17 protein-coding genes and 1 pseudogene are annotated in these 21,423 nt (G+C 56.9%); 14 read left to right on the top strand and 4 right to left on the bottom strand.

The genetic code is table 11. The features are described 5' to 3' along the window. Positions 1–339 precede the first annotated feature (339 nt). From D460_RS0115900 to D460_RS0115890, 3 genes and pseudogenes are all read left to right on the top strand, one after another. A complete protein-coding gene (locus tag D460_RS0115900; protein ID WP_018899563.1) occupies positions 340–618 on the top strand; it encodes an HU family DNA-binding protein in 279 nt (92 codons plus the stop codon). A gap of 259 nt (positions 619–877) precedes the next feature. Continuing rightward, a pseudogene (locus tag D460_RS0115895) lies at positions 878–1,294 on the top strand (EAL domain-containing protein); the annotation flags it as partial. A 160-nt stretch (positions 1,295–1,454) separates the two neighbouring features. After that, a complete protein-coding gene (locus D460_RS0115890; RefSeq protein ID WP_051110798.1) occupies positions 1,455–1,949 on the top strand; it encodes an MgtC/SapB family protein in 495 nt (164 codons plus the stop codon). Between the two features lie 162 nt (positions 1,950–2,111). Here D460_RS0115890 and D460_RS0115885 read toward each other — a convergent pair whose 3' ends face one another. Continuing rightward, positions 2,112–3,122 (bottom strand): substrate-binding domain-containing protein, encoded by a 1,011-nt coding sequence (locus D460_RS0115885; RefSeq protein WP_018899560.1) that lies wholly within the window; start codon positions 3,120–3,122, stop codon positions 2,112–2,114. Positions 3,123–3,281: 159 nt separating this feature from the next. Here D460_RS0115885 and D460_RS0115880 point away from each other — a divergent pair, with 159 nt between their 5' ends. The 8 genes from D460_RS0115880 to ugpC all read left to right on the top strand — a co-directional run bounded on the left by D460_RS0115880 (position 3,282) and on the right by ugpC (position 12,888). Then, positions 3,282–4,310 carry an ABC transporter substrate-binding protein gene (locus D460_RS0115880; RefSeq protein WP_018899559.1) on the top strand — a complete coding sequence of 343 codons (1,029 nt, stop codon included), beginning with the start codon at positions 3,282–3,284 and terminating at the stop codon, positions 4,308–4,310. A gap of 69 nt (positions 4,311–4,379) precedes the next feature. Next, positions 4,380–6,620 (top strand): iron ABC transporter permease, encoded by a 2,241-nt coding sequence (locus D460_RS0115875; protein WP_026283210.1) that lies wholly within the window; start codon positions 4,380–4,382, stop codon positions 6,618–6,620. Continuing rightward, positions 6,617–7,690: an ABC transporter ATP-binding protein gene (locus D460_RS0115870; RefSeq protein WP_018899557.1), complete on the top strand. Its 1,074-nt coding sequence runs from the start codon at positions 6,617–6,619 to the stop codon at positions 7,688–7,690. Before D460_RS0115875 ends, D460_RS0115870 begins: the two co-directional genes overlap by 4 nt. A 21-nt stretch (positions 7,691–7,711) precedes the next feature. Beyond that, the gene (locus tag D460_RS0115865; protein ID WP_018899556.1) at positions 7,712–8,512 is read left to right on the top strand and encodes an inositol monophosphatase family protein; all 801 of its coding nucleotides are present in this window, start codon (positions 7,712–7,714) and stop codon (positions 8,510–8,512) included. A 168-nt stretch (positions 8,513–8,680) separates the two neighbouring features. Beyond that, complete coding sequence (gene ugpB / locus D460_RS0115860; RefSeq protein WP_018899555.1) at positions 8,681–9,988, top strand: sn-glycerol-3-phosphate ABC transporter substrate-binding protein UgpB; 1,308 nt, start codon at positions 8,681–8,683, stop codon at positions 9,986–9,988. A 70-nt stretch (positions 9,989–10,058) separates the two neighbouring features. Next, positions 10,059–10,940 (top strand): sn-glycerol-3-phosphate ABC transporter permease UgpA, encoded by an 882-nt coding sequence (gene ugpA / locus D460_RS0115855; RefSeq protein ID WP_018899554.1) that lies wholly within the window; start codon positions 10,059–10,061, stop codon positions 10,938–10,940. 8 nt (positions 10,941–10,948) lie between these two features. Then, complete coding sequence (gene ugpE, locus D460_RS0115850) at positions 10,949–11,797, top strand: sn-glycerol-3-phosphate ABC transporter permease UgpE (protein ID WP_018899553.1); 849 nt, start codon at positions 10,949–10,951, stop codon at positions 11,795–11,797. Beyond that, the gene (gene ugpC, locus D460_RS0115845) at positions 11,797–12,888 is read left to right on the top strand and encodes a sn-glycerol-3-phosphate ABC transporter ATP-binding protein UgpC (RefSeq protein WP_018899552.1); all 1,092 of its coding nucleotides are present in this window, start codon (positions 11,797–11,799) and stop codon (positions 12,886–12,888) included. Before ugpE ends, ugpC begins: the two co-directional genes overlap by 1 nt. A gap of 946 nt (positions 12,889–13,834) precedes the next feature. Here ugpC and D460_RS0115830 read toward each other — a convergent pair. From D460_RS0115830 to D460_RS0115820, 3 genes are all read right to left on the bottom strand, one after another. Further along, positions 13,835–14,236 (bottom strand): DUF1398 family protein, encoded by a 402-nt coding sequence (locus D460_RS0115830; RefSeq protein WP_018899549.1) that lies wholly within the window; start codon positions 14,234–14,236, stop codon positions 13,835–13,837. 41 nt (positions 14,237–14,277) lie between these two features. Continuing rightward, entirely contained in the window at positions 14,278–14,730 is a 453-nt protein-coding gene (locus D460_RS0115825) for a MarR family transcriptional regulator (protein ID WP_018899548.1), read from the bottom strand. Between the two features lie 566 nt (positions 14,731–15,296). After that, entirely contained in the window at positions 15,297–16,733 is a 1,437-nt protein-coding gene (locus D460_RS0115820) for a DUF6880 family protein (RefSeq protein ID WP_018899547.1), read from the bottom strand. Positions 16,734–17,140: 407 nt separating this feature from the next. Between D460_RS0115820 and D460_RS0115815 the strand changes: the two genes are divergently transcribed. From D460_RS0115815 to D460_RS0115800, 3 genes are all read left to right on the top strand, one after another. After that, on the top strand, positions 17,141–18,094 hold the full coding sequence (locus D460_RS0115815; protein WP_018899546.1) for a porin family protein: 954 nt from the start codon (positions 17,141–17,143) through the stop codon (positions 18,092–18,094). Positions 18,095–19,264: 1,170 nt separating this feature from the next. Next, positions 19,265–20,014, top strand: coding sequence for a transporter substrate-binding domain-containing protein (locus D460_RS0115805; protein WP_037111448.1), 750 nt, complete (start codon positions 19,265–19,267; stop codon positions 20,012–20,014). 128 nt (positions 20,015–20,142) lie between these two features. After that, on the top strand, positions 20,143–21,393 hold the full coding sequence (locus tag D460_RS0115800; protein WP_245267757.1) for a GGDEF domain-containing protein: 1,251 nt from the start codon (positions 20,143–20,145) through the stop codon (positions 21,391–21,393). Positions 21,394–21,423 lie beyond the last annotated feature (30 nt).

Here is a 21,423-nt window from a genome sequence, read left to right as displayed (position 1 = left end):
CGCCTTCCGCAAGTCGGATCAAAAATCTCTTCCGGGAAATAGGCAGGTCGCAGTTCAAAGCGCGCTGGAACCAAGTTCTGTCAATGTAACCGAAGCGACAAGGCGGCGCCCACCTCCTATGAGAGAGCGATGCTTCCCCGCCTATTGATGCCCGCAATGCGTTTAATTGCACTCTAATAAGTCTTGATTGGTGTGGCGCGGGCGCTCAGGGACGCTTCAGTCCGCCGGCCGAGTTCTCATCTTGTGGAAAAACCTGGGCTCAGAGGTCGTTTCGACTTCGATTGAATGACAAAGCTCGATCAAAGTGGAAAGGTTTCCCTATTCCAGAAAGGATCAACAATGACTACGACAAACGAAATTGCCGATAAGATTGCCGCGCAACATAATTTGACCAAGGTCCAGGGCAAGGCCATCGTTGAAGCTGTTTTTGCTGCGATTACCGATGCGGCATCTTCGAATGCTGAAACGTCCATTCCTGGTTTTGGGAAGTTCAAGGTCAAGGATACGCCGGAGCGCGAGGCCCGCAATCCGTCGACTGGTGCGGCCATCAAGGTTGCTGCGGCGCGGAAGTTGACGTTTCAGCCCGCTAAGGCGCTCAAGGAATCCCTCAACAAGTAGGCTGACCTTGGGTTGAGCCCATCAAGATGGCGGACATTGATCCGCCATCATAGGTTACGGCGAGATACAGCGCCTTCTGCCCCGCGACCGCCGTGTCTCGACCGCACGCGGGGATCTCGAGAAACGCTTTACTTCTTGATCTGCAGACGCTCGCGAGACTATGTCCGGCTTTGAAGAAACCATGCCGGGCGCTTTTTTCAGTCTATACCGTAAGGCACTTTCGACGGCGGTGTTTCCAGATCGCTGGCCCGGTGCCTTCCTGTTGATTAACGACACAGCTGCCGCCCTTGAAATCTTGAACGGACTGAAAGCGCTTGGCGTAAAAATTGCCATGGATGATTTTGGCACGGGCTATTCGTCGCTCGGCTATCTGAATTCATTTCCCTTCGACAAGATTAAGATCGACAGATCGTTCATTGGCGACCTAAGCGACACCGAAAAGTCTGGAGCGATCGTCAAGTCGGTTATTGGTTTGGGCCAGAGCCTCAAGATGGTGACAACGGCGGAGGGCGTTGAAACATCCGAGCAAGCTGCTTTCTTGCGCGAGCAGGGGTGTGACCAGGTGCAGGGTTTTTATTTCAGTAAACCGGTAGGAGCGGCCGAGCTTTCGGCGTTCATCAGCAGTTGGAACGCTCGAAGCATCCTCGAAAAGATGCATACGGATGCGGCCGCTTAGGACTGGCCTTTTAGTGGAGCGCTCAGTCGAAAATGCCTGCCAGGGCGGCGGCGATGTCAGGGCTGCGTCGCGCCAACCCTTTTAGCGACCTTACTCAAGAGCTGCCCTTGCCGATCAGCCAGTGGCTGCCATCTCTATGGTGACGTAACGGAGATTGCTCTTGAATTCATTGCTGGACCCCTTCCTTTCACGGTTTGACTTGGCGACCCATCTGCTTGTGCTCTTGATAGCATACGTTTTGGCGCTCCCGATCGCCTGGGACCGGGAGCGAAACGAGCGCAGCGCCGGGCTCCGAACATTCCCTCTCGTCGCAATCGCGGCCTGCGGCTTCATCCAGGCCGCCGAAACCGTTACAAACGGCAGCCCGGAGGCCACGGCGCGAATCGTCGAAGGTCTGATCAACGGGGTTGGCTTCATCGGAGGCGGGGCAATTCTCGTCGGCAGGGCAAGTATTCGTGGAACCGCAACCGCCGCAAGTCTTTGGGCGACCGGAGCCATCGGGGCCGCGGTCGGCCTTGGCGCTTACGATATCGCGATCGTGCTCTCCGCGATGACATTCTTCACGCTCCGGTTCATGGCGAACTTCAAGACCGAAACAAGAGACAGGATCGCGGAACCGGAAAACAGCAACCATCCGCCCGACCTCACGCCTTGATCCAGCGTTCCTCCCCGACAAAGGTCAAAGCGTGCGATAGCGGCGCCATCAAACACCATCGCGAAGAAATTGATGTCCGTGATACGCCCTGCGGCGTTGAAATTTCTGATAAAAGCGAAATTCGATCACGGGCGCCGAGCGACGCTGCGTGACAGTGCCACCTCAAGCCGCCCGGATTGACGTTCTCCAGACCAGCTCAGCAGTGAGCCGGACCGACTGCAAACCGTTATCATTGCCATTGTCGTCGACCGATAGCCAGCCGACAGCCTTTGCAGCGATCTCGGCAACTGGTTGCGCAAACGTCGTAAGCCCGTAGGACAGCCACGATGCCTGCTCGATGTCGTCAAAGCCCGCAATGCACATCTGATCTGGAACCGAGATGCCAAACTGATGGCGTGCTGCATCCATGAAACCGCAAGCAAGAAGATCAGTTGCACAAAAGACCGCGTCTGGCCTGCGGGACCTGGTGAGAAACCGTTGCGCCAGAACACGACCCGCTTCGTAACCGGTCCAGCCATAACGTTCTACAGAAACCTCAAGGCCACATCTGGTGGCCGCGGCAACAAAACCGCGCTCGCGCCCCATCAGGCTTGGCGTCCCGGCGTCAGAATTGGCGAAGGCCAGTGACTTGCAGCCTGCCCTTGCAAATGCCGTGACGATCCTCTCTCCAGCTTCGAAGTCGTCGAGATTTATTTTTAGTGGCCCAGGCTCGTCATCATCACGATTGATCAGGACAAGTCTTTGTCCGTTTCTAAGGCACAGCCTGACGATCGACGCGTCAGGTAGTCCGGACAAGATGATCGAAGCATCGGCGCGGTAACGGATTGCCTGTGACAGAGCACGATCCACACTGCCGTCAGAGCGGTCGGTGTTGATCAGCATCGCCACCTTTCCGGCATTCTGGAGCTTGCCCGTAAGCTCACGCAGCAGCGCCGATCGATAGGGCGTGGCGACATCCGACACGATCAGACAGACAATTCCGCTGTGGCTGCGCATTAATCCCCGCGCAAGCTCGTTGACGTGATACCCCAGGGCCTCAGCCGCATCCGTCACCTTTCTTCTTGTCTCGGCTGAAACGCTTGCGCCTGGCGTGAACGTTCGAGAGACCGCAGATCTCGATACGCCAGCGCGTTGCGCTACTTCGAGTGCACTGATGAAGTCCTTTGGCGGCATACTCCCCTCCGATGCTGCACGCGCTTGCAAAGCTGTTCGCAGACGCAAAATCCCTTCTATTTCGAGAAAACCATTGACAGCCTTTTCTGTCACATGCAAGCTTTGCACACGCTTGCAAACAAGCGTCGACGTGGAGGCGTCGCTCAAAAGGAGGAAATCATGAATTCGATCAAGCTCGCCACAGCCGCGTTAGCGGCAGCCACCGCGTTGTTCGCCCTTCCTGTCTATGCCGCCGGAAATCTCAACGTCATCTGCTCTGCAGACCAGCAAGTCTGTGACCTGATGAAGGGTCTCTTTGAAAAACAGACGGATATTTCGGTGAACATGGTTCGCCTTTCGGCTGGTGAGACCTATGCAAAAATTCGTGCGGAAGCGCGAAATCCCAAGACTGATTTGTGGTGGGCCGGCACTGGCGATCCGCACCTGCAGGCAGCCAGCGAGGGACTAACGCTGGAGTACAAGTCACCACTCTTCGACCAACTGCAGGATTGGGCCAAAAAGCAGGCAGAAAGTGCAGGCTTTCGCACTGTCGGCGTTTACGCAGGTGCTCTTGGTTGGGGCTACAATACTGAGATCTTGCAGAAGAAGGCCCTGAAGGAGCCAAAATGCTGGGCCGATCTTCTCGATCCTTCTTACAAAGGCGAAATCCAGATCGCTAATCCAAACTCCTCGGGAACCTCTTATAACACGCTGGCGACCCTCGTTCAGATCATGGGCGAGGACAAGGCATTCGACTATCTCTCGAAGCTCAACGCCAACATTTCCCAGTACACAAAGTCTGGCTCTGCGCCGGTGAAAGCTGCAGCGCGCGGCGAATCGACCATTGGTGTCGTCTTCATGCATGATGCGGTCGCTCAGACCGTCGAGGGCTTCCCCATCAAGGCGATAGCGCCGTGCGAAGGGACCGGTTACGAGATTGGCTCGATGTCAATCGTCAAAGGCGCAAAAAACCTCGACAATGCAAAGAAGTGGTACGATTGGGCGCTGAGCGCGGATGCTCAGTCCCACATGAAAGACGCGAAGTCTTTCCAGCTGCCATCCAACAAGTCCGCCGAGGTGCCGAAGGAGGCGCCGAAGTTCGAAGATATCAAATTGATCGACTACGATTTCAAGAAGTACGGCGATCCGGATGTTCGCAAGGCTCTTCTGTCCCGCTGGGATAAAGAAATCGGCGCTAAAGCCAACTGATCGTATGGCGAGGGCAGGGGCTTGTGGTTCCTGCCTTCCGACCGTCACGAAACGCTGCGGACAACCGACATGATCTCTCGCAATCGCCGTCTCGATATCACCATACTCCTGGGTGGTTTGGCCTTCTTGTTGTTGCCCTGGTATCGCATCGAAAGCGGCTTCTTCGGCTTCCAATGGCTGGCAGGCTACTTCTCTGACACAGCAAGTGCACCAGCTGCAGTCCAGATCGCAAGCTTCGGACGCTGGTGGCTTCTCATTGTCGCTCTGGTCTTTGTCGCAGCGTCTCTCGCGCGCTTCATTCACAACGCTCGCAGCCGCGGCCTCCTACTCGCGATTTGCGGGGGGGTCGGATTGGCACTTCTTACACTTCAAGGGCTGGCGATCACCTTTTCCGGTTGGTCATGGGCAGTCAGCGAGGGGCTGTTCGGCGCCTTGCCGGACGGGCAGCCGTCCATGGGAGCCGGCGCCGTTCTTGCCGGTATCGTTTTCGTGCTGTTCTTTTCGTTCGGTCTTGCCGATCGCGGCGTTATGAAGGGTGACGCCTTCGTGGTCAGCGCCATCTCGATGCTTGTGGTTTTAGTGGCGGTCTTCGTCTTCTATCCAGTCGGAAGCATGTTCATTGCGGCTTTTCAGTCCGTCGATGGCTCGTTCGATCCAAGCGGCTTTCTCAACACGATCCAGGATTCATCGGTCTGGAGCCTTGGCTGTGTCGTCGGTGGCGAGCGCTGCGGTGTGGCCTGGCGCACGCTATGGCTGGCAATCATGACAGCAGGGGGCGCAACTTTGCTCGGTCTCTGCTTCGCGCTGGTGGCAACGCGCACCCGCTTCCCCTTCAAGAAGGGCTTGCGCCTATTGACGATCCTGCCGATCATCACACCCCCCTTTGTCGTTGGCCTGGCACTGACACTCCTGTTCGGGCGCGCTGGCGTCGTGACACAGTTGGCAGCATCCTGGCTCGGTATCGAGCCCGGCCGCTGGCTTTATGGTCTCACCGGCATATGGATCGCGCAGGTCCTTTCCTTCACGCCAATCTCGTTTCTTGTCCTGATCGGTGTGGTTGAAGGCGTCAGCCCCTCGATGGAAGAGGCGTCGCAAACGTTGCGGGCAGATCGCTGGCGTACCTTCTGGCGGATCTCGCTTCCGTTGATGAAGCCCGGCCTCGCAAACGCCTTCCTGATCAGCTTCATCGAAAGCATGGCAGACTTCGGCAACCCGATGGTTCTTGGCGGCAGCCATGGTGTCCTTTCCACGGAAATATTCTTTGCAGTCGTCGGATCGCAAAACGATCCAGCCCGCGCTGCCGTGCTTGCAATGATCTTGCTTGCTTTTACCATGTCGGCCTTTCTCGCACAGCGACTTTGGCTGCAGGGGAAAAGTTACGCCACCGTCACGGGAAAAGGCGATTCGGGCGCCCATGCTGCCTTGCCGCGCGGCCTCTCGATTGCTGTTCATGCAATCGTCATTCCCTGGGCGCTGTTTACCGTGGTGGTTTACGCGATGATTCTTTTCGGCGGCTTCGTGCGCACCTGGGGCCTCGATAACAGCCTGACCTTCCAGCACTATATCAGCGCGTTTTCCGTAGGCTGGCGCGAGGCCGGCGGTATAGCTTGGACGGGTGTCGCATGGAACTCGTTCTGGACGACGATGGAAATCGCACTGATTTCCGCGCCGCTGACGGCAGCCGTCGGCCTGCTGACTGCCTATTTGATCGTGCGCCAGAAATTCGTCGGTCGTGCCGTCTTCGAATTTGCACTTATGCTGAGCTTCGCCATTCCAGGCACCGTAATCGGCATCAGCTACATCATGGCATTCAACCTGCCGCCGCTGGAGATGACCGGTACCGCTCTCATCCTAATTGCCTGCTTTGTCTTCCGTAACATGCCCGTGGGTGTGCGCGGCGGCGTGGCGGCTATGAGCCAGCTCGACAAGAGCCTCGACGAGGCATCCCTGACCTTGCGTGCAAACAGCTTCAGAACCGTCAGGAAGGTGATCCTGCCGCTCCTGCGTCCGGCGATCACCGCGGCCCTCGTCTATTCCTTCGTGCGGGCGATTACCTCGATCAGTGCCGTGATCTTCCTCGTCAGCGCCGAGTACAACATGTCAACGGCCTATATCGTCGGCCTCGTGGAAAACGGTGAATATGGCGTTGCGATCGCCTACTCGTCCGCCCTTATCGTGGTAATGGTCGCTGTGATCGGTGGTTTTCAGCTGCTGGTCGGCGAACGGAGACTTCGTCGCGAGAACCGCGTGGCGCTCGCTGCCCCGACAGCCAAACCCTCCCTGCCGCTCAATCAGGAGAAACCCGCATGAGCAAGACTGTGCCCGGCTCCGTCACGTTCGAACGAGTGAGAAAGACATTTGGCGCCTTCACGGCGATCCCCGACCTGTCGCTCACCATCGAACCTGGAGCGCTTGTCACGCTTCTCGGGCCATCGGGATGCGGCAAAACGACGACGCTGCGCATGCTCGCCGGTCTCGAGCATCCCTCGTCTGGACGTATTCTGATCGGCGGAAAAGACGTAACGATGCTGCCGGCAAACGAGCGCGATGTTTCGATGGTGTTTCAAAGCTACGCGCTCTTTCCGCATATGACATCGCTCGACAACGTCGCCTACGGTTTGGAATCATCTGGTATCAAGCGTAAGGAAGCGCGCGAGCGCGCCAAGGACGCTATGAAGCTCGTCGGCCTCGACGGAATGGGCGAGCGGCTGCCGGCCGAATTGTCGGGTGGCCAGCAGCAGCGCGTTGCCGTGGCGCGCGCCTTGGTCCTTGAGCCGCAGGTGCTGCTGCTCGACGAGCCGCTGTCCAATCTCGACGCACGTCTTCGCCGGCGGGTGCGCACCGAAATTCGCGATCTGCAACAGCGACTGGGCTTCACAGCGGTCTATGTCACGCACGACCAGGACGAGGCTCTTGCCGTGTCGGACCAGATCATCGTGATGAAGGATGGCGAGATCGCGCAACAAGGTGCACCACGCGACCTTTACGATGCGCCCGCCTCCGCCTTCATCGCCGATTTCATGGGTGAGGCCAATGTGTTGGCCTGCCAGGTCGAAAGTGTCGAAGACGGCATCGCCCTGATCGATATCGAAGGGCTGAAGCACCGCGTAGCGGCCAGGAATGCATCGGCCGGCAGGGCCGAACTCGCCATCCGGCCCAATGCAATTCAGTTGCATCGCACGCCCACGAAGGGTGCCTTCACCGGCAGGATCACGCATGCGGCCTATCTTGGCGATCATGTCGAATACGAAGTCGCAACCGGCAGGGGGAACTTGTTCGTCATCGACAGGACAGCGAATTCACCATTCGACACGACGACCGAAGTCGCCATCAGCCTCAAGGATCGCGGGATCGCGCTGATTACCGCACCAACCAAGTAAGAAATCGCAAGAGGGTTTGAAATGACATCGCATTCTTCACTGGGCCTCGATGCTCGCAGGGCCTTTGCGGAAACCATTGCAAAGAAGGCGGGCGCGCTGGCGCTCGGGTATTTCGAAAAGAGGGAAAGCCTGGTCATAGAAACGAAGCGGGATCCCCAGGACGTCGTATCGATCGCTGACAGGGACGTCGAAAACCTCATTCGAGACGCCGTGCATGAGACCTATCCCGGTGACGGCTTCCTCGGGGAGGAATACGGACTTGAAGTTGGCACGTCGGGACTGACCTGGGTCGTCGATCCAATCGATGGAACGAGCCCTTTCGTCAATGGCATGCCGAACTGGTGCATCTCGATCGCGCTTCTCCAGGATAACGTGCCTGTTGTCGGCGTTATCTTTGCACCGTGCCACGGTGAACTCTACTCTGCAGCTGCTGGATCCGGTGCGACGTTGAACGGACAATCGCTGTCGCTCGATTCTTCACGCACGATCCGTAATTCCGTGACAGGTATCGGCGCCAACAACCATGTCACGCCGGCATTCGTCGCCGCGATGGTGGAAAAGCTCTTGTCTGCCGGCGGCAACTTCATTCGAAATGGATCTGGCGCACTGATGCTTGCCTATGTCGCTGCCGGCCGTCTCGTGGGCTATTACGAACCCTACATGCATGCCTGGGATTGCCTGGCCGGTTATTGCCTCGTGAAGGAGGCCGGCGGCTGGTACCACCCATTCCCGACCGACGGAGACCGGTTGACGAAGGGGGCGCCCGTTCTTGCGGCAGCGCCCGGCGCCGTCGAGGATCTTCGCGCTATTGCCGGAATTTGACAACGCACGATTGCCGATATCTGGACAGATCGCTTCGCGGCGTTAGTTGTGACAGGAGACCAATTTTAAGCCGGCTACCGGCTTTGACAGATGTGAGGCGTGGCTGACGGGGAGGTCAGCTGCGCCACGCAGGCGCAATATGCGCGAATTGACCCAAAGGGAGGAAACATGTTTCGTCATCCAATCGCGATCGGCTTTGCCACGGCCTTTCTTTCAAGCACGACTGCCGGCGGCGCGTATGCCGCTACCGAACTGCAATGGTGGCATGCCATGGCAGGCGCCAACAACGAGGTCGTCGACCAGCTCGCCAAGGAATTCAACGAGAGCCAAACCAATTACAAGATCGTTCCGGTTTTCAAGGGCACCTATCCCGAAGCACTGAACGCCGGCATCGCAGCCTTCCGGGCCAAGAAGTCGCCGGCGATCCTGCAGGTCTTCGATGCAGGCAGCGGCGTGATGATGGGGGCCGAAGGGGCCATCATGCCGGTCGCCGAAGTCCTCGAGAAGGGCGGATACAAGTTCAACAAGGACGAATATCTGCCGGGTATTGCGGCCTATTATTCCAGGCCGGACGGCACCATGCTGTCTTTCCCGTATAACTCGTCCTCGCCGATCCTCTATTACAACAAGGACCTGTTCAAGAAGGCCGGACTTGACCCGGAGGCCGCACCTAAGACGTGGCCTGAGGTCATCGAAGCTGCCAAGAAAATCAAGGCAAGCGGCGCTGCCTGCGGTCTGACGTCGACCTGGCTCACTTGGATCCAAACCGAAAATTTTGCCGCATGGAATAATCTCTCTTACGGCAGCAACGAAAACGGCTTGGCGGGCACCGACGTCAAACTGTCGTTCAATTCGCCTGACTTCGTCAAGCACTTCCAGGATATCGCCGACCTCGCCAAGGATGGAACGTTTCGCTATGGCGGTCGAACATCCGAAGCCAAGCAGCTCTTCACGTCGGGCGAGTGCGCTATCCTGACGGAATCGTCCGGCGGCCTAGGCGATATCGTCAAGAGCGGCATGAACTACGGAATTGGGCAACTGCCCTATGAGCCGGGCGAGGGCCGTCCGCAAAACACCATCCCCGGCGGCGCAAGCCTTTGGGTATTCGCTGGCAAAAGCGACGCCGAGTACAAGGGTATCGCCGAGTTCTTCCATTTCCTGTCGCAGACCAAGATCCAGGCGCGCCTTCATCAGGTATCGGGCTACATGCCTGTGACCATGGCTGCCTATGAGGAAACGAAGAAGTCGGGCTTCTACGAGAAGAACCCGGGTCGCGAAACCCCGATCCTGCAGATGATGGGCAAGGCGCCGACGGAAAACTCCAAGGGCGTTCGTCTCGTCAACCTGCCGCAGGTTCGCGACATCATGAACGAGGAGTTCGAAGCGATGCTCGCGGGCAAGCAGGATGCCAAGGCCGCTCTCGATAAGGCTGTCGAGCGAGGTAACGCGGCCATCCAGCAGGCGATCGCCCAGTAAGCTTGATCTGTCGATCATCCGCGCTCACGCGCGCGGATGATCACCTCGCTTCGCTCAAGGGGGTCTCCGCGTGCAAAATGTCGTCTTCCCGAATAAAGTCCTTCCCTATTTTCTGTTGGCGCCGCAGATCGTTCTGACGGTCGTGTTTTTCTTCTGGCCGGCCAGTCAGGCGCTTTATCAATCCATGCAGCGGGAAGACCCGTTCGGGCTGAAAAGTGGATTTGTTGGACTTGCGAACTTTCGCAGGATCCTCAGCGACCCGAGCTACATTCATTCGCTTCAGGTGACAGTCGTGTTCAGTGTGGCGACCGCAGCCCTGGCGATGATCGTGGCGTTGACACTTGCCACCGCCGTCGACCGTATCAGGCGGGGCCAGACGTTTTATCGCACGCTGTTGATCTGGCCCTACGCTGTGGCTCCTGCAGTTGCGGGCATGTTGTGGCTCTTCATGTTCAATCCGGCGATGGGAAGCTTCGCCTATATCCTGCGACGCGCAGGGTTTGCCTGGGATCCGCTCTTGAACGGCGGACAGGCCATGGTCCTGGTGATTGTCGCAGCCGCATGGAAGCAGATCAGTTACAACTTCCTGTTTTTCGTCGCCGGCCTTCAGGCGATCCCGAAATCGTTGATCGAAGCAGCAGCCATTGACGGCGCGCGCGGCAGCCGTCGGTTCTGGACAATCGTCTTTCCACTGTTGGCACCAACGACATTTTTCCTGCTTGTCGTCAACACGGTCTACGCCTTCTTCGATACCTTCGGCATCATCCATGCCGTGACCGGAGGTGGGCCAGCAAAGGCGACCGAGACATTGGTCTACAAGGTCTATAATGACGGCTTCGTCAATCTCGATCTCGGCTCGTCCGCGGCCCAGTCCGTCGTCTTGATGGTCATCGTTATCGCGCTGACGGCCGTGCAGTTTCGCTTCGTCGAACGCCGCGTGCACTACGCTTGAGGTTTGAGATGATCGATCGACGCCCCATCGCAAATATCACAGGCCATCTGATCCTCGTAATCGGGATCATTATTGTTGCCTTCCCGATCTACTACACGTTCGTCGCGTCAACCATGACGTCGGCGCAGATACTGCGCCCACCAATCACCATGCTGCCGCAAGGCCATTTCACGGAGAATTATGGCGACGCCTTGGTTGGCGGGGTTGAGCGGGTCGTCGGGGTCAGCCTCGAGCGCATGATGTTCAACACGATTGTCGTCGCGGCTCTGATCGCGATCGGCAAGATTATCATTTCCTTCCTGTCGGCATTCGCGATCGTGTTTTTCCGCTTTCCGCTGCGCATGGTCTTCTTCTGGATGATTTTCGTGACGCTGATGCTGCCCGTGGAGGTCCGTATCCTGCCGACATACAAAGTCATCGTCGATCTGGGCATGATTGACACCTATGCGGGGCTGACCCTTCCACTGATGGCATCGGCGACCGCAACCTTCCTGTTTCGCCAGTTCTTCCTGACGATACCCGGCGAATTGGTGGAAGCCGCCCGTATCGACAATGCAGGGCCGATGCGCTTCATGCGCGACATCCTGCTTCCGCTCTCACGCACCAATCTGGCGGCGCTTTTCGTCATTCTCTTCATTTACGGCTGGACACAGTATCTCTGGCCGCTGCTTGTGACCAACGACGCGAGCATGTCGACGATCATCATCGGGCTGCGCAAGATGGTCGATTTCGCCGACGCGGCGACGCCCTGGAACCTCGTCATGGTCACCGCAATTCTTGCAATCATTCCCCCGATCCTCGTTGTCGTCTTGATGCAGCGCTGGTTCGTGAAGGGCCTCGTGGAGACAGAGAAGTAATGGCAAGCATCACCATCAGGGACGTTCGCAAGACATATGCAGGTGGCTTCGAGGCAATAAAGGGAATCTCGCTCGACATCGCCGATGGTGAGATGGTGGTCCTCGTCGGGCCGTCCGGGTGCGGGAAATCCACGCTCTTGCGGATGATTGCGGGATTGGAAGCGATCTCCTCTGGAGAAATCGCCATTGACGGGCGCGTCGTCAACGCTTTGGAACCATCCGAGCGGGATATCGCGATGGTCTTTCAAAATTACGCGCTTTATCCGCATATGACCGTCAGGCAGAACATGGCCTATGGCCTGAAAAATAGAGGGATGGCTGCAGCAGAGATAGAACGGCGAATTGCTGCTGCGGCGGCTTCCTTGGAAATCGGTTCCCTGCTCGAGCGCAAGCCACGCCAACTGTCAGGCGGCCAGAGGCAGCGCGTCGCAATGGGCAGAGCAATCGTGCGCGAGCCGAAGGCATTTTTATTTGATGAGCCGTTGTCCAATCTCGATGCGAAGCTGCGTGTCCAGATGCGGGTTGAGATCCGCAAACTCCAGAGTTCACTGGCCACGACTAGCGTCTATGTGACCCATGACCAGATGGAGGCCATGACCCTTGCAGATCGCCTTGTCGTGTTGAATGGAGGGCAGATCGAGCAGGTCGGCACGCCGATCGAGCTTTACGAGCGGCCGGCCACGACTTTCGTGGCAGCCTTCATTGGTTCGCCGGCCATGAACCTTGTCAGCGCCGACGCGTTGGGCACCGACGCTCCCGGCCTGTCACTTCCCATCGGAGTGGCAACCATCGGAATTCGCCCTGAGGACTTGAAAATCGGTCACACGCGGGAAGGTTCAACCTTCAGCCTTGCTCTCGACATCGATGCCATCGAACTTGTCGGTGCAGAAAGCTATATTCATGCCACGACGGCTGGTGGCGTGGAGATTGTCTTTCGAGTAGCAGGCAGATCAACAATGTCTATAGGTAGCCGGGTGATGCTTCAGGCCGAACCGGACGCCATCCACTGTTTCGACAGTGCAGGTCGGCGTGTCGCGACGCCTGCCGGCATATTCGGGTCCACCCGCTTGATCGATCCGCAAATTGGTTGAGCTCGCGCAGCGCACTTCGATGTTGGACAGAGCTTCATCCATCGTCGCCTGGTAACGAGGAAACGTTCGCAGTGCCCCTCGGTTGCAGTTAGAGTAAGCCGACTACGCGGAATGATGTCCAAAACCACGCCTTCAAGGCGCCTGTCTTGCTATCGAAAAACCATTCACTATCTGGAGTCCAGATACTGGAGCCAGTCATGGACGAACACCAATCTACTAGCCACTATGACGAAGACATGATCGACATTTTGCCGCCTCGACCGAGGATCCTCGCGGGGTTGCAGACGTCCGTATGCGACTGCTGCGGGCAGTCCGCCATACTCGATGTGGATTGCTGCGGCATCTGCGAAGAGTGCCTTGCGCCGTGACCGATCTGGAGGCGGAAATCGTGGATTTCCAACGCGCTCTCATGCGGCTTCCGACCGGATACTTTAGGGGTGAGCTCGACGGCCGAAGCTGGGGTGTAACGTTGCGCCGATCCGACAACGGGCGTCGCATCTGGCTCTTCGCAGAGGAACTTGCAGGAAACGACATCGTCTCCTTCAATCTCTATCAAATCGGACAGATGCGTCCGTTGCTAAAGCCGTGCGAGATGTCTTCATCTAAGGTTATCGACTTTGTACTCGGTATCAAGCCGGATGTCGAAAAAGCTGAGCTCGGTAGCAGACACCGCCGAGCCTGCGAGCCGCGGTCGTGCTCCACACGGCCGGCCAAAGAACCTTGGGACTGATTGGTTGCCGGATTGTTTAAAACCTTGGAAGCTTTGAGCCGTTATTCTAGACGACCTCGGCAAGGCTTTTTCATAGTTCAGCGTCTGTGATGGCAGCAGTGTTGCCCGCTTACGAGTGCTGTGGCTTTTTTGCCGCAGCATGCCAATTGCCGGAGCACAAGCTTGCTATGATAAGGATGGTCGACGGTTCTATCAGCCTTGTCATGGCCCTAGTCTTCAGTTCGGGAAGTGCTCGATATGGGTGTCCGCGGTACGGCCAAAGTAAAGGACCCGGTGGCCGAGAAACGAGACAATGTAGCCTGCGCAACCAGCGGCCTTGGCTTTCTCGCAGAAGGCGACGTAGCTATAGTTCTCAGGATTGGCCTGAGCCCATCGCACCAGGCGCTCCACCTCGCTCGTATCGAATGTAGCGGCGACTTTGCCAGGGGAGGGACGCATATCGAAGGCGACACTATCGCCATCCGGCAGGTAATAGGTCTGGGTGTTGCGGCGGTAGTCGACTGTGTATCCCTCGAAGCCCGCCGCTAATAGTGTTCCGACAATCTCCGGGAAGCTCAAGCTTCCATTATGGGCAGAATGCAGGCAATTTTCGGCAACAGCTATCCGTTCCGCGTCCATGGTGGCTTCCTTTCGTTTCAATGTTGGGTTCGCTCGACGGTTCAGTCCACCGGGGTTGCTCTCAAGTCGCGCTTTTCGGTGAGGACCCTTAGGATGTGGTCGAGTGTCTCATGCTCTTCCTTCGTCAACACGCCAAAGAAATCAGCGTCGTTCTGATCGGCAAGCGACGCCAGGAGCGGAATTTTGGCTCGTCCCTTTGTCGTCAGGGACAAGTTGTGGGCGCGCCGGTCCTCTCGGCTCTGTGCCTTCGCAACCAGCCCTTTGGCCATCAGGCGTTCTGCAAGTTTGCTGATGGCTCCCTTTGTCATGGTCATTCTTTCCGCCAGAACCGATGGAGGCGTGGGCTCCAGGTCGTAGAGTGAACGCATGAATGACCATTCTGCGACAGTGACATCTTCACACGATACCTTGCGGGAGAACTCCTGCGACACGGCGTTTGATACCATTCGCATCCAATAGCCGGTGTGATCGGTCAGTTTCGCGACTGATGTCATGATGAACTCCCTGTTGACTAGGAAACTAAATCGAAGAGGTTTCCTAGTCAACAAGATTCGTCAAACTGCCCGACGAGCCATAGGTCTTTACCGTTCACAAACGGCTGGATTGCACACTTGGTGTTCGGACCTCCTCATCCAAAGCCAGCAAGAAAATTGAACCGCCTCTGTCCGCAGAATTTTTAAAACGAGCACTCTCGTGTGTGCGATGAAAATACCGGTTACGCGATCGCAAGGTCGCGGGTCTTCAAAGATCTGCGACCTTGCGCGGTCCGGATCAAAGAGTTTGCGTCAAGAGACTTTGTTCAAGGCGCGCAACCTGGTGTCGATCTCAGAAGGACGACCAGGTCGACCTTCCCCCGCGCCCGCTGTCACAGTATTGTGCATCGCTTGTGGTATCGAAAGCGACGTGCATAGGCCGTGCAAAGGCACAAGCGCTCATAGTGCCGGGATAATCCCTGTCTCATATCAGCGGGGACAGGGGCGGGCGCGAGCCTCAATTGCCAACCGATTACTTTTCGACGGTCAGGTCGCTCAGAGGCAGCCGGCAAGTTTAGATGCGCCCGCTAAGATGCCAGACCCCAAAATCCCGACTTCCGCCCATGCTTCCGCTGCAAATCCGCCAGATAATCCTGGTGCGCCCGTACCTTACCGAAATCCTCAATCTGGTTCGCCAATGACTTGCATTCCGCAAGGTGTCGCGCTGCGTGCTTGTATCGGCTCGACCGGCCACTCTCCAAAGTGAAGTCAATCATCGCTCGCAGGGCGATTGTCGCGGCCAATGGGTACTTCGTTGAAAGCATCTCGGCCGCCGGGGTCATCAGCTCATAATAATCCCCATCGAGCTCGCCCGACCGATTTATCACAAGCTTTGCTGCCTGTGCCGGTGATGGCCACCGCAGGAAGAAGTTAAGGCCGCGATTGGCATCGGGAAATGCCTGGGCGAATGCGAAAGCTCTCTCCTCGGCTTCGATGTCGTCGAAATCAGGCAAGCGCCGGACGTAGGCACGCAGGTGCTCTTCATTTAAGGATTGTTCGAAGCACATCCACCGAAACGCTTGGGCTTCATCGTTCCGCGCCAACGCTTCTAGTGCCGCGGTTCGTGCAAGCTGCCATTCGAACGGAACATTCTCCCATCCCGTGGCCTCGACATTGTCGAGCGCTGCGAGTGCTTCTTCGGCTCGCCCAGCTGAGATAAGACGGTTGGCGATGTCGGCGGCGACCATGGGGGCGCTGCGTGTCTTCTCCGGTTGCTGCGCAATGTAGGCGTCGACATCATTCTGGGCGTCCGCAATCTCCTGCAGCGCGATGCGAATGGTGAGATCCTTGTGATTTTCGTAGACGTCGTCCTCGTAGATCGCACCCGCGCTGCTCCAGCCGATGATCTGTCGATCATTTTGAGCCGGCTTCTCCCTTGCTTCTTTTGACCAGTCGACGAAGAGCCCCTTAACATGCTCGAGGCCTTTGTGGCCAAGCGCTGGAGCCATCGCAGTGATCAGGCGGTCAAACTGTCCGTAGCCGTTGCGCTGAATTGCTCTGAACGCCTTCTCCGCAAGAACATCGGCGTCGATCTTCGCGGATTTGGCGATATTCCCAGCGTCTATGCCTGCCTGATGGAAGCTTTGCATCAACGACCCGTTGCCGTCGTCCGAGCGTTCAAAGAGACGATCCGCGATCGCCAAGAACTGCCAAATCAAATCGAAAGCTTCCACCGGATCGTGGGAAGCGATGGTCTCGACGATGATCTTCCGCTGAGTCTCCAGATCCGTCTTGGTGGCTTTGACCTTGCGCCAGTCGATGAAAGTCTTAGCGCGTGCAATGCTGGACAGCCGTTTTCGGACCTCTCGGGCCACCTCGGCGCTACCGTGGTTTCCGGCAAGTTCCATGCGAAGACGTCGCTGATGGGCGGCGCTGCCAATGCTGAGTTCAATGAGCAGTTCGGCGAGCCTTTGCACGCCGAGTGCCTCGAGGTTCTTTGCGTTGAGTGTAGTCTTCGCTGCCATGGGACGATCGTATCACCATTTCTAAAGCCGGATAGGTTCTGCACATTCTTGAGCGCTGAGTTTGTTCATTCGCTCGCCTCTTGCGACTTGTAACTTAACAGAGATCGAGGACGAGGCGCATCGAGGGTGGCCGAATTATTTGCAAAGTATCTGACACGCTAGCCAGTTTCACGCCATCAAGGCGCCCTGTTTACGCTGCGAAGGCGCGAAGGTCCTGAGGATCCCAGTCTGCAAGCGGTTGGAGGGATACCCCAGCGTCTGATCTACCACTGCGAATGTCCGTGGTCCCGCTTACACCATAGACAACGACGCCGCTTCCAGGACCATTCCAGCTCTTCTAGGTTACGGGCGGTTGCGCATACATCAAAGGTGAAGGGGCAGACAAGTTCACTTCTTACCGACAGCAGGTGGCGGCTCTCGGTGAAGTCGCCGATCCGGTTGAAAAATCGCTCGGGAATGACTTGTTGGGGATTTTGGATGCAGGCAAGCGTCATCTCGCGTTGCATTTATGTCACGCGCTCTTCATCATCGTGATCTATGGGTGGAACGCCGCCCAATCCTTCCTACTTGCGAAACCTGAAGCCCACGAATTCCTTGTGGCGCATAAGTTTGGGTTCACAATGAAAATTCCAGCTCTCGTTCTCACCGCTCTCGTCTCCTCCACGTCCTCGCTGCTTGCAGCAGATTTGGTGCAGCCCGTCGAGCAGCCGGCTGTGGTGCAGTCGTCATCCGGTTTTTACATCGGTTCTCTATCGTCCGTGAATTTTCTCGACGACACCAGCTTCGGCGCCGCCGGCACAACGGTCTCGACCGATTATGACGTCGGTTTCTATAGCGCTCTTCGAGCTGGCTACGACTTTGGAGCGTACGGTTTCATTTCGCCGCGTATGGAACTGGAAATCGGCTATGGTACAGCTTCGGTCGATGAGCATAGCATTGGGGGCGTAGGTCTCGGCGGCATCAACTCCTTCGGCGATGCTCGCTCGATCCAAGGTTATGTCAATGGCTACCTGGATATTCCTCTGGCGGCAGACGGAGCGTTGAGCGCCATCACTCCATATGTTGGCGGTGGTGTCGGCTTCATGAACCTTGACCTTCGCAAGCAGGGCGTTGCGGGTACCGGGACGTTGATGGACGACAGCGACACAGCCTTCGCCTATCATCTTGATGCGGGTGTTGGGATCAACCTACAGGCTATTGGGTTGTTCTCTGACGTTTCTCTGTTCGACAATACGACACTCGACATCGGATACAGGTTCACAGCCGCAGATAATTTCGATTTTACCTCGCAGGGGGGCACCTCGTCGAGCACGGATTTCCGTAGCAACGCTGTAACCTTCGGTTTCCGCAAGAGTTTCTGAAGACACAGGCGCAGTGTCGGGAGACCAATGCTGCGCCATCGCCATGCGACCCTCATCGATGATGAAGGTCCAAAACCAATTCGTTTCTTGGGTGCTAGAAACTCATTCGCTTGCGACCCCGAGATTCGTCGCCGCGCGCTGTCGACCGCCCAGTCGTTTATCGCACGTCCGGTCGCGATCAGAACGGCTTTTCGATCGCTCCGTGGCGTTAGCGACGTAGCATAGGCCGCCACTATCGGTTGCCAGCGCACTTCCCAGCTATTTGAAGCGCCTCAACCCCGGCGTTCTTTTATCTACCTGATTTTAGCTGCGATGGTGTGTGGTGCGAAAAAGCTGGCGTCCAGGTCATGCTGGCAGGTGGACACCTAACACGGAATACCCCATCACATGGAAGAAGAGTGCCTCCTGCGAAAATACGCGGTGACACCTGCGATCGACCACGGTGCCGGCGTGGTGCCATCGCACTAGAACGGACCCCAGTAGTAGCAATATTCGTCGTCTTCCCCTATGTATTCCCAGACGCCGGCGTCATCGATCTCGAGGTCGTTACACGCGGATGATGGTCCCGCGTTGAAGGCTGCCGCGGATGCGCGGTGCGCCATGGCACGAATGCGCCGGCCCATGATCATTGGAGGCCTTGCGCGGCCGTCTGCGCTTGGGGGGATTTCGGTATGGCAGTGAATACAACGGGTAGCGGCAACCTTTATCTCTTCCTTGTAGATTGGGCAGGCCCGCGTTTTATCATTTTGTCAGCCACCACGTGTCCTCAAGCAAGTTGATTGTACGCGTTTTAATTTGTGAGTTCGAGCGCTGGCTAATCACTACGGGATCAGATCAGAGCGCCCCATTATGCATGAATGCTGATTTAGGTAATCCTGATATTTAAAGGGTTAGGCTGCCGCTTGTAAAGGAAAAGCCCGGTCCGGAACAATCCGACGCCGGGCTTCTGGCGGATCGTATGCTGTACGCATCCGCGGCAAGATGGATTTCAAACGCCTTGCACTGCCATAACTCGCGTGCGTTGAAAAAGTTCCTGAACTGAGCGAAAAATCTTTGGATCGTTTCATCGGATTACCCAAGCCCGTTTGTTATCTCAATAACATTTAACTTTATTTCGAAAATCTTTATTAGCAGTCGCGGGCTATTGATGCGGGTTGAGGAGATCAACGAATGCTTCGACGACTGAGTATCGCATTTGCCCTAACAACGCTATTGGCCGTTGGTGCGGGCCATGCCGAGACGCTACGAATAGCGACCGAGGGTGCATACCCCCCGTTCAACTTCCTCGATAACGGCGAGCTCAAGGGCTTTGACGTGGATATTGCAAAGGCTATCTGCGCCAAGATGTCTGTCGAATGTTCCTTCCAGGCTGTCGCGTGGAACGACATCATCGACGGACTGGAAGCTAACAAATACGATCTGATCGTCGCAAGCATGGCCTTTTCGAAAGAGCGCGCCGCCCGTATCGACTTCTCCGAACCCTATTACCGCTCTCACTCGGTGCTCGTCGGCGACGAAAAATATCAGGACAGCTCACCGGAAGCGCTGGCCGGCGCGCGGATTGCCGTGGAGAGCGGGACGATCCAGGCGGAATATCTCAAAAAGGCTTACCCAAAGAGTACGATCCTGCTTGGCGAGGACCAGCCGGCGGCACGCAAGCTGCTCATCGAAAAAAAGGCAGATCTCCTAATCGGTGACGCAATCGAGCTTCTGACCTTTATGGAGACCCCGGAGGGGTCTGCATTCAGCTATGTCGGAGACCCGATATCGAGCGACTTCCTGCAAAGCTCGGCACACATCACCGCCCACAAGGGCAACCAGGCGCTTCTCGCTCGCGTCAACGCGGCCCTCAAGGAAATCAAGCTTAACGGCACATACGATCGGATCAATGACGCCTACTTCCCCTTCAGCATATACTAAGGCTGCAAATGTTGAAGTCTTGGTCACGGTGGCGGTCGTCACGTCAAATCTCGCTTAGATCAGCGGGCAGGGCACTCTTTCTCATCGCGCTGGTGTACACAGGCGCCGCCGCTATATTCACTGGCGTCTTGCTCACGAAGATCGAACGAGAAGCCAAGTTCACCCGCGAAACGCAGTTGCCGCTGATCCTCTCGCAGACCCGAAATGCCGTCAAGACCGAGCGTTTGGCGTCTTTGGTCAGGGCGATCTATCTCGCGCGTGATAGACGCCTCGAACGGCAGATACAGCTCCAGATACAAGCGCTCGCGCAAGGATTTCCGTTCGACGCTGGCGAACGCGTCGTTTCGGGATCGAAAAGCGTGGCAACGCTTGCGAAAGAGATCGCCGCGGCTCGGCAGCAGGCCCGTGACAGTGCTGGGCAGAGCACTGCCGCCTTCAACTTCGAGGAACGTGCGACGGCTGCATACAGCCAAGCGATCAAGATCATCGACGAAATGGGGAAGGAGCTGAGCGGAGACGCGGCTCTCGCCGCCGACAGACTTGCCAAGGAAATAGAGGCGGGAGCCGCAAGCACGAGGAACACCGTCTTGTTGACGTTGCTGATGCCCGGCCTTTTCTGCGTCGTGCTGCTTCTGCTCGCTCGACGGCATCTTGCAAAGCCCGTTCTTGCGGCGATCGGAAACCTCAAGCGCATCAGTGAAAATAGGCCAACCTTACCTGTACAGACGCGTCCGGTTCTCGCGGAGCTCGCGATGATCGGAGATGCGGTGCTTTCTTATGGATATACGGCAAGTGAACTCCGACGAAAGAACGTGGTGTTGCAGGCACTCGCCGAAGAAGACCCGTTGACTGGACTGGCGAACCGTCGGACACTTGAGACATATTTACAGTCGGCGCTTGCCGACAAGGACAAGATTGGTGGCACTGCGGTCTTGCTAATCGATGTTGATCACTTCAAATCCATCAACGACCGCTACGGACACCAGGTCGGTGACCAATGCCTTCAAAGCTTAGCTCTTCTTCTCGTCTCACTTGATCGCTTACCGAGTTCGCTGGCAGCCCGCTACGGAGGCGAAGAGTTTGTCATCGTCTACAATGCGGACAACGAAGAGCAGGCACTACTGGACGCGGCTTTTGTGTGCCGGCGAATTGAAGCCATGCGAATTCCGCTAGAAGGCGAGCATTCAATGACGATGACAGCCAGTATCGGTGTCTCGTTCGCCCCGCGCGGCGATGCCGGTGGAATGAACGAGCTGATATTGCGCGCTGACAAGGCGCTCTACCTTGCGAAAAGCGGTGGTAGAAACCGAGCCGTCGCCGATCACCCCGTTCAAGCCCGAGGCCGCTTTTCGAACGCTAGAGGCCAGACAGCAGGATAGACGCTGCTCGCGTTGTTGATGCGAAGGGCG

Origin of the sequence: Rhizobium sp. 2MFCol3.1 (assembly GCF_000377565.1) — a bacterium.
Taxonomy (GTDB): Bacteria; Pseudomonadota; Alphaproteobacteria; order Rhizobiales; family Rhizobiaceae; genus Rhizobium.
Note: the sequence above shows the minus strand (reverse complement) of the source record. Positions and strands in the feature narration are given on the sequence as shown.